General features: G+C 51.5%; 11 protein-coding genes, 1 tRNA gene, 3 rRNA genes and 1 pseudogene. 13 read left to right on the forward strand and 3 right to left on the reverse strand.

All coding sequences use genetic code 11. The features are described 5' to 3' along the window. Positions 1-139 precede the first annotated feature (139 nt). From ABC395_RS00005 to ABC395_RS00065, 13 genes and pseudogenes are all read left to right on the forward strand, one after another. Positions 140-1,693: ribosomal RNA gene (locus ABC395_RS00005) — 16S ribosomal RNA — on the forward strand. Between the two features lie 249 nt (positions 1,694-1,942). Beyond that, positions 1,943-4,859 (forward strand): 23S ribosomal RNA (locus tag ABC395_RS00010). A gap of 134 nt (positions 4,860-4,993) precedes the next feature. Beyond that, positions 4,994-5,110 (forward strand): 5S ribosomal RNA (rrf, locus tag ABC395_RS00015). Together the 16S, 23S and 5S rRNA genes form the textbook arrangement of a ribosomal RNA operon. 165 nt (positions 5,111-5,275) lie before the next feature. Then, complete coding sequence (gene guaB, locus ABC395_RS00020; protein ID WP_413000068.1) at positions 5,276-6,733, forward strand: IMP dehydrogenase; 1,458 nt, start codon at positions 5,276-5,278, stop codon at positions 6,731-6,733. Between the two features lie 236 nt (positions 6,734-6,969). Further along, positions 6,970-8,142, forward strand: a complete 1,173-nt coding sequence (locus ABC395_RS00025) for a D-alanyl-D-alanine carboxypeptidase family protein (protein ID WP_413000069.1) — start codon at positions 6,970-6,972, stop codon at positions 8,140-8,142. Positions 8,143-8,257: 115 nt separating this feature from the next. Further along, a complete protein-coding gene (gene pdxS, locus ABC395_RS00030) occupies positions 8,258-9,139 on the forward strand; it encodes a pyridoxal 5'-phosphate synthase lyase subunit PdxS (RefSeq protein WP_103996962.1) in 882 nt (293 codons plus the stop codon). Between the two features lie 28 nt (positions 9,140-9,167). Then, positions 9,168-9,740, forward strand: a complete 573-nt coding sequence (gene pdxT / locus ABC395_RS00035; protein ID WP_413000070.1) for a pyridoxal 5'-phosphate synthase glutaminase subunit PdxT — start codon at positions 9,168-9,170, stop codon at positions 9,738-9,740. Between the two features lie 89 nt (positions 9,741-9,829). Next, positions 9,830-11,114, forward strand: a pseudogene (gene serS / locus ABC395_RS00040) (serine--tRNA ligase). 82 nt (positions 11,115-11,196) lie between these two features. Then, positions 11,197-11,286 (forward strand) — tRNA-Ser (locus ABC395_RS00045). Positions 11,287-11,523: 237 nt separating this feature from the next. Further along, a complete protein-coding gene (locus ABC395_RS00050; protein WP_413000071.1) occupies positions 11,524-11,871 on the forward strand; it encodes a hypothetical protein in 348 nt (115 codons plus the stop codon). 32 nt (positions 11,872-11,903) lie between these two features. Beyond that, positions 11,904-12,050, forward strand: coding sequence for a hypothetical protein (locus ABC395_RS00055; RefSeq protein ID WP_016423741.1), 147 nt, complete (start codon positions 11,904-11,906; stop codon positions 12,048-12,050). 41 nt (positions 12,051-12,091) lie between these two features. After that, positions 12,092-12,241: a small acid-soluble spore protein P gene (locus tag ABC395_RS00060; RefSeq protein WP_413000072.1), complete on the forward strand. Its 150-nt coding sequence runs from the start codon at positions 12,092-12,094 to the stop codon at positions 12,239-12,241. A 386-nt stretch (positions 12,242-12,627) separates the two neighbouring features. After that, positions 12,628-13,209, forward strand: a complete 582-nt coding sequence (locus tag ABC395_RS00065; RefSeq protein WP_413000073.1) for a thioredoxin family protein — start codon at positions 12,628-12,630, stop codon at positions 13,207-13,209. Between the two features lie 102 nt (positions 13,210-13,311). On the opposite strand, the gene ABC395_RS00070 is transcribed toward ABC395_RS00065, so the two are convergent. From ABC395_RS00070 to ABC395_RS00080, 3 genes are read right to left on the reverse strand one after another with little or no spacing between them, the layout of a single operon-like run. Further along, positions 13,312-14,457 (reverse strand): hypothetical protein, encoded by a 1,146-nt coding sequence (locus ABC395_RS00070; RefSeq protein ID WP_413000074.1) that lies wholly within the window; start codon positions 14,455-14,457, stop codon positions 13,312-13,314. Next, positions 14,447-14,995, reverse strand: a complete 549-nt coding sequence (locus ABC395_RS00075; protein WP_413000075.1) for a hypothetical protein — start codon at positions 14,993-14,995, stop codon at positions 14,447-14,449. The genes ABC395_RS00070 and ABC395_RS00075 overlap by 11 nt, the downstream gene beginning before the upstream one ends. Further along, positions 14,992-15,516 carry an RNA polymerase sigma factor gene (locus ABC395_RS00080; RefSeq protein ID WP_103996954.1) on the reverse strand — a complete coding sequence of 175 codons (525 nt, stop codon included), beginning with the start codon at positions 15,514-15,516 and terminating at the stop codon, positions 14,992-14,994. Before ABC395_RS00080 ends, ABC395_RS00075 begins: the two co-directional genes overlap by 4 nt. Positions 15,517-15,581 lie beyond the last annotated feature (65 nt).

Genomic DNA, 15,581 nt, shown 5'->3' on the forward strand with positions numbered 1-15,581 from the left:
TTGTCCTTTGAAAACTGAACAACGAGTGATTGAAGCGTCTCAGTAATGAGACAATAAATGAGAAGAAATTCTCGTCAGCAACGAATGTTTGAGCTTAATCAGCTTGAGATAAACCGCTGGCCTTACGGCTAGCACAACTTTATCGGAGAGTTTGATCCTGGCTCAGGACGAACGCTGGCGGCGTGCCTAATACATGCAAGTCGAGCGGACTTGAAGAGAAGCTTGCTTCTCCGATGGTTAGCGGCGGACGGGTGAGTAACACGTAGGCAACCTGCCTGTAAGATCGGGATAACTACCGGAAACGGTAGCTAAGACCGGATAACCGGTTTCTCCGCATGGAGAGACTGTGAAACACGGAGCAATCTGTGGCTTACGGATGGGCCTGCGGCGCATTAGCTAGTTGGTGAGGTAACGGCTCACCAAGGCGACGATGCGTAGCCGACCTGAGAGGGTGAACGGCCACACTGGGACTGAGACACGGCCCAGACTCCTACGGGAGGCAGCAGTAGGGAATCTTCCGCAATGGACGAAAGTCTGACGGAGCAACGCCGCGTGAGTGATGAAGGTTTTCGGATCGTAAAGCTCTGTTGCCAGGGAAGAACGCCAAGGAGAGTAACTGCTCTTTGGGTGACGGTACCTGAGAAGAAAGCCCCGGCTAACTACGTGCCAGCAGCCGCGGTAATACGTAGGGGGCAAGCGTTGTCCGGAATTATTGGGCGTAAAGCGCGCGCAGGCGGTTTTTTAAGTCTGGTGTTTAATCCCGAGGCTCAACCTCGGTTCGCACCGGAAACTGGGAGACTGGAGTGCAGGAGAGGAAAGTGGAATTCCACGTGTAGCGGTGAAATGCGTAGAGATGTGGAGGAACACCAGTGGCGAAGGCGACTTTCTGGCCTGTAACTGACGCTGAGGCGCGAAAGCGTGGGGAGCAAACAGGATTAGATACCCTGGTAGTCCACGCCGTAAACGATGCATGCTAGGTGTTAGGGGTTTCGATACCCTTGGTGCCGAAGTTAACACAGTAAGCATGCCGCCTGGGGAGTACGCTCGCAAGAGTGAAACTCAAAGGAATTGACGGGGACCCGCACAAGCAGTGGAGTATGTGGTTTAATTCGAAGCAACGCGAAGAACCTTACCAGGTCTTGACATCCCTCTGACCGGCTTAGAGATAAGCCTTTCCTTCGGGACAGAGGTGACAGGTGGTGCATGGTTGTCGTCAGCTCGTGTCGTGAGATGTTGGGTTAAGTCCCGCAACGAGCGCAACCCTTGAACTTAGTTGCCAGCAGGTAGAGCTGGGCACTCTAAGTTGACTGCCGGTGACAAACCGGAGGAAGGCGGGGATGACGTCAAATCATCATGCCCCTTATGACCTGGGCTACACACGTACTACAATGGCCGGTACAACGGGAAGCGAAGGAGCGATCTGGAGCCAATCCTAGAAAAGCCGGTCTCAGTTCGGATTGCAGGCTGCAACTCGCCTGCATGAAGTCGGAATTGCTAGTAATCGCGGATCAGCATGCCGCGGTGAATACGTTCCCGGGTCTTGTACACACCGCCCGTCACACCACGAGAGTTTACAACACCCGAAGTCGGTGAGGTAACCGCAAGGGGCCAGCCGCCGAAGGTGGGGTAGATGATTGGGGTGAAGTCGTAACAAGGTAGCCGTATCGGAAGGTGCGGCTGGATCACCTCCTTTCTATGGAGACTCGGGTCCTGCAACGGACCCAGTCAAGAAGGCAGTGCCTTCAACCTTCAATCACTCGTTGTCAGTTTTGAAAGGAGAATTTGCTTCTCTTTTCAACCGTTGATCCTTGAAAACTAGATAGCGAAACATGTAACTAGAATCATCCAAAACCTTTTGGTCTTGATGCAAAGCGAAGTTGTATGGCGCATGAGCGATTTGGCAAGCTTGCTTGCTAGCGCGAATCGGCATACAGCGAGCACTGGTCAAGCTAATAAGGGCACACGGAGGATGCCTAGGCGCTAGGAGCCGAAGAAGGACGTGGCGAACGACGAAATGCCTCGGGGAGCCGTAAGCAGGCTTTGATCCGGGGATGTCCGAATGGGGGAACCCAGCTGTGGTAATGCGCAGTTACCATGCAGTGAATACATAGCTGCATTGGAGGCACACCCAGGGAACTGAAACATCTAAGTACCTGGAGGAAAAGAAAACAATAGTGATTCCGTCAGTAGCGGCGAGCGAACGCGGATTAGCCCAAACCAAGGAGCTTGCTCCTTGGGGTTGTAGGACGTCAACATGGCAAAAGTTCATTAGGTGAAGTGATCTGGAAAGGTCCGCTGCAAAAGGTAACAGCCCTGTAGCCGAAAGTGAACGTATGCCTAGACGGATCCTGAGTACGGCGGGACACGTGAAACCCCGTCGGAATCCGGCAGGACCATCTGCCAAGGCTAAATACTCCCTAGCGACCGATAGTGAAGCAGTACCGTGAGGGAAAGGTGAAAAGCACCCCGGGAGGGGAGTGAAAAAGAACCTGAAACCGTGTGCCTACAAGAAGTCAGAGCCCGTTAACGGGTGATGGCGTGCCTTTTGTAGAATGAACCGGCGAGTTACGTTTGCATGCGAGGTTAAGCTGAAAAGGCGGAGCCGCAGCGAAAGCGAGTCTGAATAGGGCGACTATAGTATGCAGGCGTAGACCCGAAACCGTGTGATCTACCCCTGTCCAGGGTGAAGGTGCGGTAACACGCACTGGAGGCCCGAACCCACGAATGTTGAAAAATTCGGGGATGAGGTGGGGGTAGCGGAGAAATTCCAATCGAACTCGGAGATAGCTGGTTCTCCCCGAAATAGCTTTAGGGCTAGCCTCGGGGGATGTGTCGTGGAGGTAAAGCACTGATTGGGTGCGGGGCCCGCCAAGGGTTACCAAGTCCAGTCAAACTCTGAATGCCACAGACATTACCCCGGGAGTCAGACAGTGAGTGCTAAGATCCATTGTCAAGAGGGAAACAGCCCAGATCATCAGCTAAGGTCCCCAAGTGTGTGTTAAGTGGGAAAGGATGTGGAGTTGCACAGACAACCAGGATGTTGGCTTAGAAGCAGCCACCATTTAAAGAGTGCGTAATAGCTCACTGGTCGAGTGACTCTGCGCCGAAAATGTAACGGGGCTAAACACACCACCGAAGCTATGACTTGCACCTTGTGTGCATGGGTAGGGGAGCGTTCTGTACGGAGTGAAGGTAGATCGTGAGGACTGCTGGACTGTACAGAAGTGAGAATGCCGGTATGAGTAACGAAAAGATCAGTGAGAATCTGATCCGCCGAAAGCCTAAGGGTTCCTGAGGAAGGTTCGTCCGCTCAGGGTAAGTCGGGACCTAAGGCGAGGCCGAAAGGCGTAGTCGAAGGACAACAGGTTGAAATTCCTGTACCACCGTAAGCCGTTACGAGCAATGGAGTGACGCAGCAGGGTAGGGACGCGGACTGATGGATGTCCGTCCAAGCAGTGAGGCTGATGTGTAGGCAAATCCGCACATCATAAGGCTGGGCTGTGATGGGGAGCGAAAATTACAGTAGCGAAGGTCTTGATCTCACACTGCCGAGAAAAGCTTCTAGCCAGGCGAAGGTGCCCGTACCGCAAACCGACACAGGTGGGCGAGAAGAGAATTCTAAGGCGCGCGGAAGAACTCTCGTTAAGGAACTCGGCAAAATGACCCCGTAACTTCGGGAGAAGGGGTGCCCCGGTAGTGTGAATAGCACGAGGGGGCCGCAGTGAAAAGGCCCAAGCGACTGTTTAGCAAAAACACAGGTCTATGCGAAGCCGCAAGGCGAAGTATATGGGCTGACGCCTGCCCGGTGCTGGAAGGTTAAGGGGAGCGGTTAGGGGTAACCCGAAGCTGTGAACCGAAGCCCCAGTAAACGGCGGCCGTAACTATAACGGTCCTAAGGTAGCGAAATTCCTTGTCAGGTAAATTCTGACCCGCACGAATGGCGTAACGACTTGGGCGCTGTCTCAACGAGAGATCCGGTGAAATTTTAATACCTGTGAAGATGCAGGTTACCCGCGACAAGACGGAAAGACCCCATGGAGCTTTACTGCAGCTTGATATTGGACTTTGGTACGATCTGTACAGGATAGGTGGGAGCCTTTGAAGCCTGAGCGCCAGCTTGGGTGGAGGCGCCGTTGGGATACCACCCTGATCGTATCGGAGTTCTAACCTACTACCGTAAACCGGTAGAGGGACCGTGTCAGGTAGGCAGTTTGACTGGGGCGGTCGCCTCCTAAAGAGTAACGGAGGCGCCCCAAGGTTCCCTCAGAATGGTTGGAAATCATTCGAAGAGTGCAAAGGCATAAGGGAGCTTGACTGCGAGACATACAGGTCGAGCAGGGACGAAAGTCGGGCTTAGTGATCCGGTGGTACCGCATGGAAGGGCCATCGCTCAACGGATAAAAGCTACCCTGGGGATAACAGGCTTATCTCCCCCAAGAGTCCACATCGACGGGGAGGTTTGGCACCTCGATGTCGGCTCATCGCATCCTGGGGCTGAAGTAGGTCCCAAGGGTTGGGCTGTTCGCCCATTAAAGCGGTACGCGAGCTGGGTTCAGAACGTCGTGAGACAGTTCGGTCCCTATCTGTCGCGGGCGCAGGAAATTTGAGAGGAGCTGTCCTTAGTACGAGAGGACCGGGATGGACGTACCGCTGGTGTACCAGTTGTCTCGCCAGAGGCATCGCTGGGTAGCTATGTACGGAAGGGATAAGCGCTGAAAGCATCTAAGCGTGAAGCCCCCCTCAAGATGAGATTTCCCAGTATGTAAGACCCCTTGAAGACGACGAGGTAGATAGGTTGGAGGTGGAAGCACAGCAATGTGTGGAGCTGACCAATACTAATCGGTCGAGGGCTTGACCACAACGTGTTCATGAGAATGTTCACGGCATCACAAGCATACCCAGCGTATGCACCACAAGATCTTTGGATGGATCGACTGCTTGTTTCGCTGCTAGTTTTCAGGGAGCAACCCTGATGTGTCTGACTAGACACCTGTTTGGTGACGATGGCGGAAGGGAACCACGCGTACCCATCCCGAACACGACCGTTAAGCCTTCCAGCGCCGATGGTACTTGGACCGAAGGGTCCTGGGAGAGTAGGACGTTGCCAAGCACAAATAAAACCTTTTCGAACTCCAATTCGAAAAGGTTTTTTGTTATAGAAAAGAGACATGCTAGCAAGGAGCACCAAGATTGTCATGGTCTGCTTCTTGACATGAAAAAACGCCTTATGTATGATTGCAATAATATCTAAAGACAGAAGAGGAGGGCAAACCCTGTGTGGGATGCTAAATTCGCAAAAGAAGGATTGACGTTTGACGATGTACTTCTGGTGCCTCGTAAATCAAATGTATTCGGTAAAGAGATTGATGTTTCCACCAAGCTTGCCCCGAAAGTGAAATTAACTATTCCTTTCCTAAGTTCAGCGATGGATACGGTGACAGAGGCCGCTCTGGCAATTGCAATCGCCCGCGAAGGCGGAATCGGAATTGTTCATAAGAATATGTCCATTGAGCAGCAAGCCGGTGAGGTAGACCGGGTTAAGCGTTCGGAATCCGGTGTTATTACGAATCCGTTCCACCTTACACCGCAGCATCATGTATACGATGCGGAAGCGCTTATGGCGAAGTTCAGAATCTCTGGCGTACCGATCGTCGATGAGAATAAGAAGCTGGTTGGGATTTTGACCAACCGTGACTTGCGTTTCGTCCATGATTACTCCATTAAAATTGAGGAAGTCATGACGAAAGAAAACCTAGTGACAGCTCCTGTCGGGACAACACTGGAGCAGGCGGAAGGCATTCTCCAACAGCACAAGATTGAGAAGCTGCCGCTGGTTGATGACAATTTTGTTTTGAAAGGCCTTATCACCATTAAGGATATTGAGAAAGCTATTCAATTCCCTAATGCGGGTAAAGACGAATTCGGTCGTCTGTTGTGCGGAGCCGCAGTAGGTGTATCCAAAGACGTGATGGAACGCGCTGCGGCTCTAGTAGAAGCCGGAGCGGACGTGCTCGTGGTCGATTCGGCCCACGGACATCATATCAACATCCTGGAGACGGTCAGAAAGCTTCGTAACCAATATCCGGAGCTGCCGCTTATCGCCGGCAATGTAGCTACCGGAGACGGAACACGAGATCTGATCGAAGCAGGCGCTTCTATCGTCAAAGTCGGAATTGGCCCCGGGTCAATTTGTACAACCCGTGTTATCGCCGGTATCGGTGTTCCTCAAATTACGGCTATCTACGATTGTGCATCTGTTGCACGTGAGTATAACGTACCGATCATCGCGGACGGAGGCATCAAGTACTCCGGTGACGTAGTAAAAGCGATTGCTGCGGGTGCCAGCGCCGTTATGCTGGGAAGCCTTTTTGCAGGTACGGAAGAAAGCCCAGGAGAGTCCGAGATCTACCAAGGCAGACGTTTTAAAGTTTACCGCGGTATGGGCTCCCTCGGAGCCATGAAAGAAGGCAGCAAGGATCGCTATTTCCAGGAAAACGAAACCAAGCTGGTGCCGGAAGGTATTGAAGGACGGGTAGCTTACAAAGGACCATTGGCCGATACCATCTACCAACTGGTTGGCGGTCTCCGTTCCGGTATGGGGTACTGTGGTGCTCCCGATATCCACACTTTGATCAACGATACAACGTTTGTTCGTATCTCGGGCGCAGGTCTTCGTGAAAGCCATCCGCATGATGTACAGATTACGAAAGAAGCACCGAACTACTCGCTGTAAGCTATTCTTTTTCGATATATGGGGGGACACGGTTTCAGGACCGGGGTCTCCTTTTTTTATGCCCGGGGGATGGTACAATAAGACACATCATGAATTTACAAATAGGAGTGTGTGAGTTGAAAAAATTTGGTTTTTGGAAAAGAAAAGTATCTTTGGCCCTCGTTTTTGCAATGCTACAAGTATCCTTCCTTCACATATTTGCGGTTACCGCGTTGGCGGCTGACGGCGAACCCGAATTGGATGTTAGATCTGCGATTCTGATGGAAGCGAGCACAGGACAAATTTTGTTCGAGAAGAATGCCGATGAAGTTCTGCCTCCGGCAAGCATGTCCAAAATGATGACGGAATACCTCGTTATGGAAGCGATTCACAATGGCAAGCTGAAATGGGAAGATACGGCGACGGCCAGCAAGTACGCGGCTAACGTAATCGGATCGGGCCAGTTGATCGCGGAAGGCGAAACCCTGACGATCAAAGATTTGTTTTATGCCATGTCGATTTATTCCTCTAACGATGCTTCTATTGTTCTTGCCGAGAAGCTTGGCGGATCGGAAGAAGGCTTCGCGAAGATGATGAACGACAAGGCCAAAGAGCTTGGCATGTCGGATAAAGCTCAATTCATTAATGCGACCGGTTTATCCAGAGCGGACATTAAAGAGAACGCCCCTCAAAGTATTCAAGGGGAAACGGTAATGTCAGCGAAGGATGTAGCCATACTCGCAAGACACCTGGTTACAGAGCACAAAGAAGTTCTGGAATATACAAAGGTTACTTCAAAGAAATTACGCGAGTCGGATAAAAGCCCGATGATTAACTACAACTGGATGCTTGAAGGCAACAGCAGCAATGTCAATTTTAAGAAATATGCCTATCAAGGTTTGGATGGCCTTAAAACGGGACACACCGATGAAGCCGGGTATTGCTTTACAGGCACGGCTGAACGCAACGGCATGCGCTTGATCAGCGTTGTAATGGGTGCCAAGACAGAGCCGGAGCGTTTTAACCAGACACGCAAAGTGCTTGACTACGGATTTACTAACTTCGAATTCAAATCGCTGGCTAAAGCCGGAGATGCTCTCGACGCACAGAAAACGGTGCCGATTACAAAAGGCGTAGAGCTGGAAGCGCCGGCTGTCCTGAAAAACGATGTAGCTTTTGCCGTGAAAAAAGGAACCGCGGATACGAAGCTGGAAACGAAGGTTGATCTGCTCGCGGCGGACAAACTGGTTGCTCCTCTCAAAAAGGGAGACAAGCTGGGTACGGCTACCTTGACTTATGGAAAAAATTCCGAAACGGTTGATTTGGTGGCAGCGAACGATATGGAAAAAGCGAGCTGGTTCCGGATGATGATGCGGGCGATCAAAAACTTGTTCGCAGATCTGTTCAACGGGGTTAAAGGCTTATTCTAAGCGGGTTCTCTCAGGAAAAGTTATTGTTTTCGCGAACAGGTTCATGTAAAATGTTAGCTTAGAAGTTCATGAACGAAAAATCTAGCTAGGGATATAAATTCCAGGAGGATTTAAGATGGAGACGGGTACTTCGCGCGTAAAAAGAGGCATGGCTGAAATGCAAAAAGGCGGCGTCATCATGGACGTCATGAATGCGGAACAAGCTAAGATTGCAGAGGCTGCGGGTGCTTCCGCGGTTATGGCACTGGAACGGGTACCATCTGATATCCGTGCGGCCGGCGGCGTAGCCCGCATGGCGGATCCGACTGTTCTGGAAGAGGTTATGAAAGTTGTTTCCATTCCGGTAATGGCGAAAGCGCGTATCGGTCATATTGTGGAAGCACGCGTGCTGGAAGCATTGGGTGCGGACTATATTGACGAGAGCGAAGTACTGACACCGGCAGACGAAGTGTTCCACATCGACAAGAAGGACTTCACGGTTCCGTTCGTATGCGGAGCGAAAGATATCGGTGAAGCTTTGCGCCGTATTAACGAAGGAGCTTCCATGCTTCGTACGAAAGGTGAACCGGGAACGGGTAACATCGTTGAAGCGGTTCGTCATATGCGTCTTATTCAATCTCAAATCCGGAAAATCCAGAGCCTGGCGAAGGACGAGCTGTATGCCGAAGCCAAAAACCTGGGTGCTCCATACGATCTGGTTCTATATATTCACGAGAACGGCAAACTGCCGGTCGTCAACTTCGCCGCAGGCGGTGTAGCGACTCCTTCGGATGCGGCTCTTATGATGGAGCTTGGCGCGGATGGAGTATTCGTAGGCTCCGGTATTTTTAAATCGGACAGCCCTGAGAAATTCGCGCGTGCAATCGTAGAAGCGACTACGCATTACAAAGACTACAAGCTGATCGCGGAAGTTTCCAAGAACCTGGGCGCTCCGATGAAAGGCATCGAAATCTCCAAGCTGCATGCTTCCGAGCGGATGCAGGATCGCGGCTGGTAATCAGCCGAGGCAGGAAGCGGGGATAACGATGAAAGTTGGCGTATTGGCTCTGCAGGGAGCCGTAGCGGAACATATCCGTCTGATCGAAGCGGTTGGCGGAGAAGGCGTTGTGGTAAAACGCGCGGAACAGCTCGCCGAGCTGGACGGTCTGATCATTCCCGGAGGCGAAAGCACCACAATCGGCAGATTGATGAGACGCTACGGTTTTATCGAAGCGATTCAGGATTTCTCCAATCAGGGGAAGGCCGTCTTCGGCACATGTGCCGGGCTGATTGTGATCGCGGATAAAATCGCGGGTCAGGAAGAAGCCCATCTGGGACTCATGGATATGACCGTGCAGCGCAACGCCTTTGGCCGGCAGCGTGAAAGCTTTGAAACCGATTTGCCCGTTAAAGGCATCGACGAGCCTGTAAGGGCCGTATTCATCCGTGCACCGCTTATCGAGCATGTCGGGAACGGCGTGGACGTGTTAAGCGAGTACAACGGCCAAATCGTGGCCGCCAGACAGGGTCATCTGCTTGCGGCTTCGTTCCATCCCGAACTGACGGATGATTCAAGCATGCACGCTTATTTTCTGGATATGATCCGGGAAACCCGTTAATCGAAACAAAAGCAGAAGCACCTCTTTTGCTCCATACGAGAGAAGGGTGCTTTTGTTCCATTTACACAACTTTAGGAGGAGGAGTCTCCTTGTTTGATATTAAATTAATCCGTACCGACATAGAAACGGTTCAAACCGCTATGAAAAACCGCGGAGGCAAGCAGTCTCGAAGAAGTTACGCGTATAGCGGAGCTTGATGTAAAGCGCCGAGAACTGCTTCAGGAAGTGGAGCAGCTGAAGAACCGCCGGAATACGGTATCGCAGGAAGTGGCGATGCGCAAGAAGGCGAAAGAGGACGCGGACGATCTGATTGCCGAAATGAAAGGCGTGGGTGACCGCATTAAAGAACTGGATGAGGAGCTCCGGACACTGGAAGTCGAGCTGAATCACCTGCTTCTTTCTATCCCGAATGTTCCTCATGAAAGCGTGCCGGTAGGGGCTTCGGAAGAGGACAACATTGAAGTCCGCCGCAACGGGGACGTGCCTACTTTTGACTTTGAAGCGAAAGCCCACTGGGATTTGGCTACGGACATGGGTATCCTCGATTTTGAAGCGGCCGGTAAAGTAACGGGCTCGCGTTTTGTATTCTATAAAGGTCTGGGTGCCCGTCTGGAGCGCGCTTTGATGAACTTTATGATGGACCTGCACAGTACGGAACACGGTTACGAGGAAATGCTTCCTCCGTATATCGTAAACCGGGACAGCCTGACGGGAACCGGGCAGCTTCCGAAGTTCGAGGAAGATGTTTTCCATATCGAGAATTCGGAATATTTTCTGATTCCGACGGCGGAAGTGCCGGTGACCAATTACCACCGGGATGATATTCTTGCCGTGGAGCAGCTTCCGCGCAAATTCGTCGCGTTCAGCGCATGCTTCCGTTCCGAAGCCGGAGCTGCAGGAAGAGATACCCGCGGCCTGATCCGTCAGCACCAGTTTAATAAAGTGGAGCTGGTTAAGCTCGTCAAGCCTGAAGACTCCTACCAGGAGCTTGAGGAGCTCACTCAGAACGCGGAGCGCGTGCTGCAGCTTCTGAAGCTGCCTTACCGCGTCCTGACGCTCTGTACCGGCGATATCGGCTTCACATCGGCTAAGACATACGACCTTGAGGTATGGCTCCCAAGCTCGGAAGCTTACCGCGAGATTTCCTCATGCAGCAACTTCGAGGACTTCCAGGCGCGCCGCGCCAATATCCGTTTCCGCAGAGATGCCAAAGCAAAGCCGGAGTTCGTACATACGCTTAACGGCTCGGGTCTTGCCATCGGACGGACGGTAGCGGCTATCCTTGAAAATTACCAGCAGGAAGACGGTTCAGTTACGGTTCCTGAAGTACTGGTTCCTTACATGAATGGCGTTACGGTCCTGCGTAAAAATTAACACTTGTAAATGGAACTTTGAATGTGATAAAATTTCTCTGTTACAGTTACTGACTTCTGTGATCGGAAGCCGGTAGCTTTCTGGAGAGGTGGTCGAGTGGTTTAAGGCAGCGGTCTTGAAAACCGCCGTGTCTGTGAGGGCACCGTGGGTTCGAATCCCACCCTCTCCGCCATTCCATCTTTTAAAAAATAAGAACTTTACGAACTGCGGGCTTAAGTGCCGCAGTTTTTTTGCATATACGGGCTTTTTATTATGGGCTTTTTAAACGAAAACGAATGAGAATGACCTTGGGCTGTTCTATGGAGATTGGAGGTTGAGCTCAGCGAAGAATTACCCAGCTTTTGCTGCAAGGGCAGGAGAATAGGCGCACCACGCCTTGACGCATGTTAACGGTAGGGGGTGGTTTAGGATGATCAAGACGGAAAAGCCGTCTGTGGAAAGAGAGCAGCTGGCCAAAGCCTGGATGGAGCAGCTGCCCAACACGCTTCCCGAGTCCGATCATGCACGCGTATGGCCCGACGAGGCTGATCCGCAGGCAGTCCGGATTCATATCACGAATGCGGGCAGAACGCATTACACGTTCGACTTTAAATGCACTTACGTAGACTCGCGTGAAGTGAAGGTCGAGCTGGTGGATGTGGAGCGTGATGACGTACACGTGGATGAAACCAGTGAAATTATCCAGGGACTGGTTAAGGATTATGTTCGTCATATTCACGAGTGTGCCCAAGTGCTGCAAGAGCTCACGCATGCGTAACTGCTTTTAGCCGAAATGGGGGTGGAACGATCATGACTCGACAAAGAACCCGGGATAAGAACCTGCAAAATGTGGCCAAGGATTTGAACAAATCGGCGGTAAACAGTCATGATGCCCAGCAAATTCAGCAGCAGACTAACGATCGCCGTCATCAGGATGCCTTGAATCACGAAGAATAGAAGCTAAAATTCCGAAAACGGACCGTTTGGGGTGAAAAAAGATGTCCAAACCAAAGACGCAGCCTGTGGGAGAGAGCGTAACGCATGAGGAGCGGGAAAGATACAACACCCCTTCCAATGAGCCTCTGTCGGGCTCGAAGAAAGTGAAAAACCGGAATCATTCCCGCCAGAATCAGGGAGAAGGAAGGTAAGAACAGCCCGAAAAAATTTTTACACGCACGTGCATAGCCGCTTAGAACCGGGACATACTAGAATTGTCGGTGAACACAGAGAGGTGTGGTTCCGTTGGAAAAGTCAGCAGAACAATCATCTGAAGGTCATTCGAGCTTGTAAAGCCAAACTGGAGGAGATGTGCCAAAGACACCGGGACGTGTTCTAAAAGCCGTTTCACTGTGAAGGTTTGTGAACAGCAAGATGTTGAAGATCATCCCAGTAATCACCGACAAAAGGGAACCCTCCGGGGTTCCTTTTTCGTTTTAATATGCATGAAATTTCTTACAATTTGGTAACAAACGATTCTAACTTCGTCATAAGAGGTACTGATAAGGTATAGTTTATAGTCAAGGAGGGATGAATCATGGGATTTACGTTAGGAATTGGAGACCGGGCTAGGGATTTTCGTTTACAAGGTACGGACGGCGATATTTACACATTGGACAGTTTCCGGCATGCCAAAGCATTGGTTGTTTTCTTTACGTGCAATCATTGTCCGTATGTCCTGGGTTCAGAAGAGCTCACACGGCAAACGGCGGAGCAGTTTACGGAACAAGGGGTTGCTTTCGTGGCGATCAACAGCAACAGCTCCCAGACCAATCCGGAAGATTCTTTCGAGAAAATGGTAGAACGCATGGAAGAGAAGAAATTTCCCTGGGTCTATCTTCACGACAAGAGTCAAGAAGTTGCTCTTGCATACGGTGCTCTCCGTACGCCTCACTTCTTTGTGTTTAACGACAAACGCAAGCTGGTCTACACAGGACGGGGAGTCGACAACCCGAAGGAAACCGCTAACATCACCGTTAACAACCTCCAGGAGGCCTTGGAGGCGATTACAGCGGGCAAACCTGTTCCTACCCCTATCACAAACCCGATCGGCTGCAACGTCAAGTGGGAGGGCCGTGACAAGCATTGGATGCCCGAGGAAGCCTGCGATTTGGTCTGAACGAGGATTGATTCATAGTTGACCGAAAGGAAAGTGCGCATTCCCGTTGAATAGAAAAAATCCGCAGGGCATCATGCTCTGCGGAGCTTGGTATGGAGATTTTTAAGACTTCCGGTTCGGGGGATTAAGCAGCAGGGTTAACCCGCCTCCGATCAGAATCAAGGCAACGATGAATGTTTGGAAGTAGGCAGAGATCGAATACGGCCAGTGCCAATCGGGATAATATCTTCTTAATACGTCCAGCAGTACTTCATTCGTAAGGTAATACAAACCGACCAGAATAATGAGAAAGCCGATCTTACGCTGGTGCCGCTTGATTCCTTTAAAAATCGGTTTGTCTTCGACATATCCGAATTCTTGCCGGGATATCAGCTGCAGAGCATCGAAGAAGCTGTAAAACCAGAAGATCGGGATCAGGAACAAGAAGAGCGAGAGGCGGAGGACATCCATAATGTAAATGGAAAACAGGAAGCCTGCCATGATCTGAAGCCCTCTCATTTGAAGCCCGAGATACAGGTGGGCGGCACCGGGAAATACGGCCAGAACAGTAGCGATTGTCTTGCTCCGTCTGCCTTCTTGACGGCTTTCGCTGAAGTCGTCGAAGAACGTCCGGTCCGTCAGCTCCAAGCCGGCCTGCTTCTTCTCCAGCTGCCGGATGGCATCAAAAAGAATGTAAATCCAAAGCACGGGCAGCGCCAGCAGGAAGAAGAGAAATTCTTCCGTATGGGTGAGAGATGCTCCGAAGACAATCACAATCGCTCCTCCGATAAAAAATGTCATGGCGGAGAGCCCGCGGTACATCATGCCCAGCATGTAATGGCCTAGGCCGGGAATGAAGGACGCCAGGATAATCTTCCGGCGTTCTTCTCTGCGCTGCCATTCGTAGACGGCCGGATTGAACTCCGGAACGGAGCCGTGACCCGGTCCGTGACCATGACCGCGGCCGAGATCGTCGTAGCCCGGGTTTCCGTAGTCATGATAGCCGGGTGGCGGGTAGGACGGTGTGCTGCCGAGGGTGATAAACATATCGACCATGTTAACAACCCAGCAAGCGGCGGCAAAAAGCAGGAGGAGGAAGGCGAAGTCTTTAGCGCCGTGTCCTTCCACAACGATGAGAAAGGCCAAAGCGACCGGACCGAAGAAACCGGCTCCATACAGGAAGGCCCTGAAAATACGTTTCAGGTACAAATGACCGAGTCCCGGTATAAACGAGAGCAGCAGAGCGACGGTGTTGGATCTAGGGTTCAAGGGGATGTCCTCCTTTTGGTTTCTGGGCATGCAGAGAATCGAAGAAAGCGAAAGTTTGCTCCATCAGATGATCGGACACCGGCGTGCTGAGCGGTTTCTTCTGTTCGGCTCGGACTACGGAGAACTGGTCCGTCATTTTGCCGAACACGCCGGTAGTCATAAGCAGGAACGTCGCCGCTGCCGCGATGGCATAATGAGTAAGCGCCGTGCGTCTCGGAGAGCGGGCTTTCCGGCGTTTATTCGCTTCCTTCGGGTCCGGGGAGCCTTCGGTTTCTTCCCGCTTCTGTACAGCTACCGGAGCCGCTTCCAGAAGAATCGGCAGACTGCCGCTCCGGGATAGAATTTGGTCGATCATGTGCTCTGTATCGGTCTCATCCGGAAGGGGGAGAGTCGGAGACAAAAATTCCAGGCATTCCGTGTACATCTCCAGACAAAGATCACATTCATACAAGTGATCCTCCCAAAGGCTTCTCTGACGATCATCCGTAATTTCTCCGGCAATGTAAAGCTTCCATTCATCCCGGCTTCTATGACTCATTCGAACTCTTCCTCCTTCCAGTGCTGCTTAATCCACTGTTTTGCCCGGTATAGTTTGGATTTGATGGTCTGTACGGTAACTTCCTGCTCATCGGCAATTTGCTGATACGATTTATCTTCGTAATAGAAAGCGATAATGACTTCTCTATAGTTTTCGGGAAGCTCCTCCAATTTGCGCATAACAAGCGCCTGAAGCTCTTTGCTTAGCAGGGGATCTTCGGTATCGGACCCGCTCAGGGAGGGAGGGGGCATTGCTTCTTCCATACCGTCGGTCGCCGCTTCCCGCTGGCGGTAGGCTTTGCGTTTGTAATCGATCGCTTTGTTGACGGCCACGCGGGAGATCCAAGCTTTCAAGCCTTTTACCTCGGTTTGGGGGAGGGAGGTATACATCTTGAGAAAGACTTCCTGCATGACGTCTTCCGCATCTTTGGGATGCCGCACGACCGAAAACACTATTTGAAACACGTAATTCCGGTAAGTCCGGACAACCTCTCGAAAGGCTTCCTCATCTCCGGCAAGCATGCCTTGGACAAGCAGTTCCTCTTGCTGCGTTAAAATGTCTTTCTCCCTCCCCTCTCCATCACTAT

The organism is Paenibacillus canaveralius (genome assembly GCF_047238265.1).
Classification (GTDB): Bacteria; Bacillota; Bacilli; order Paenibacillales; family NBRC-103111; genus Paenibacillus_F.

Bases quoted from the DNA above. Each gene is read 5' to 3' on its own strand.
- pdxS (WP_103996962.1), top strand. From the start codon at position 8,258: ATGGAGACGGGTACTTCGCGCGTAAAAAGAGGCATGGCTGAAATGCAA.
- pdxT (WP_413000070.1), top strand. From the start codon at position 9,168: ATGAAAGTTGGCGTATTGGCTCTGCAGGGAGCCGTAGCGGAACATATC.
- ABC395_RS00050 (WP_413000071.1), top strand. From the start codon at position 11,524: ATGATCAAGACGGAAAAGCCGTCTGTGGAAAGAGAGCAGCTGGCCAAA.
- ABC395_RS00055 (WP_016423741.1), top strand. From the start codon at position 11,904: ATGACTCGACAAAGAACCCGGGATAAGAACCTGCAAAATGTGGCCAAG.
- ABC395_RS00060 (WP_413000072.1), top strand. From the start codon at position 12,092: ATGTCCAAACCAAAGACGCAGCCTGTGGGAGAGAGCGTAACGCATGAG.
- ABC395_RS00065 (WP_413000073.1), top strand. From the start codon at position 12,628: ATGGGATTTACGTTAGGAATTGGAGACCGGGCTAGGGATTTTCGTTTA.
- ABC395_RS00075 (WP_413000075.1), bottom strand. From the start codon at position 14,995: ATGAGTCATAGAAGCCGGGATGAATGGAAGCTTTACATTGCCGGAGAA.
- ABC395_RS00080 (WP_103996954.1), bottom strand. From the start codon at position 15,516: ATGCTTGCCGGAGATGAGGAAGCCTTTCGAGAGGTTGTCCGGACTTAC.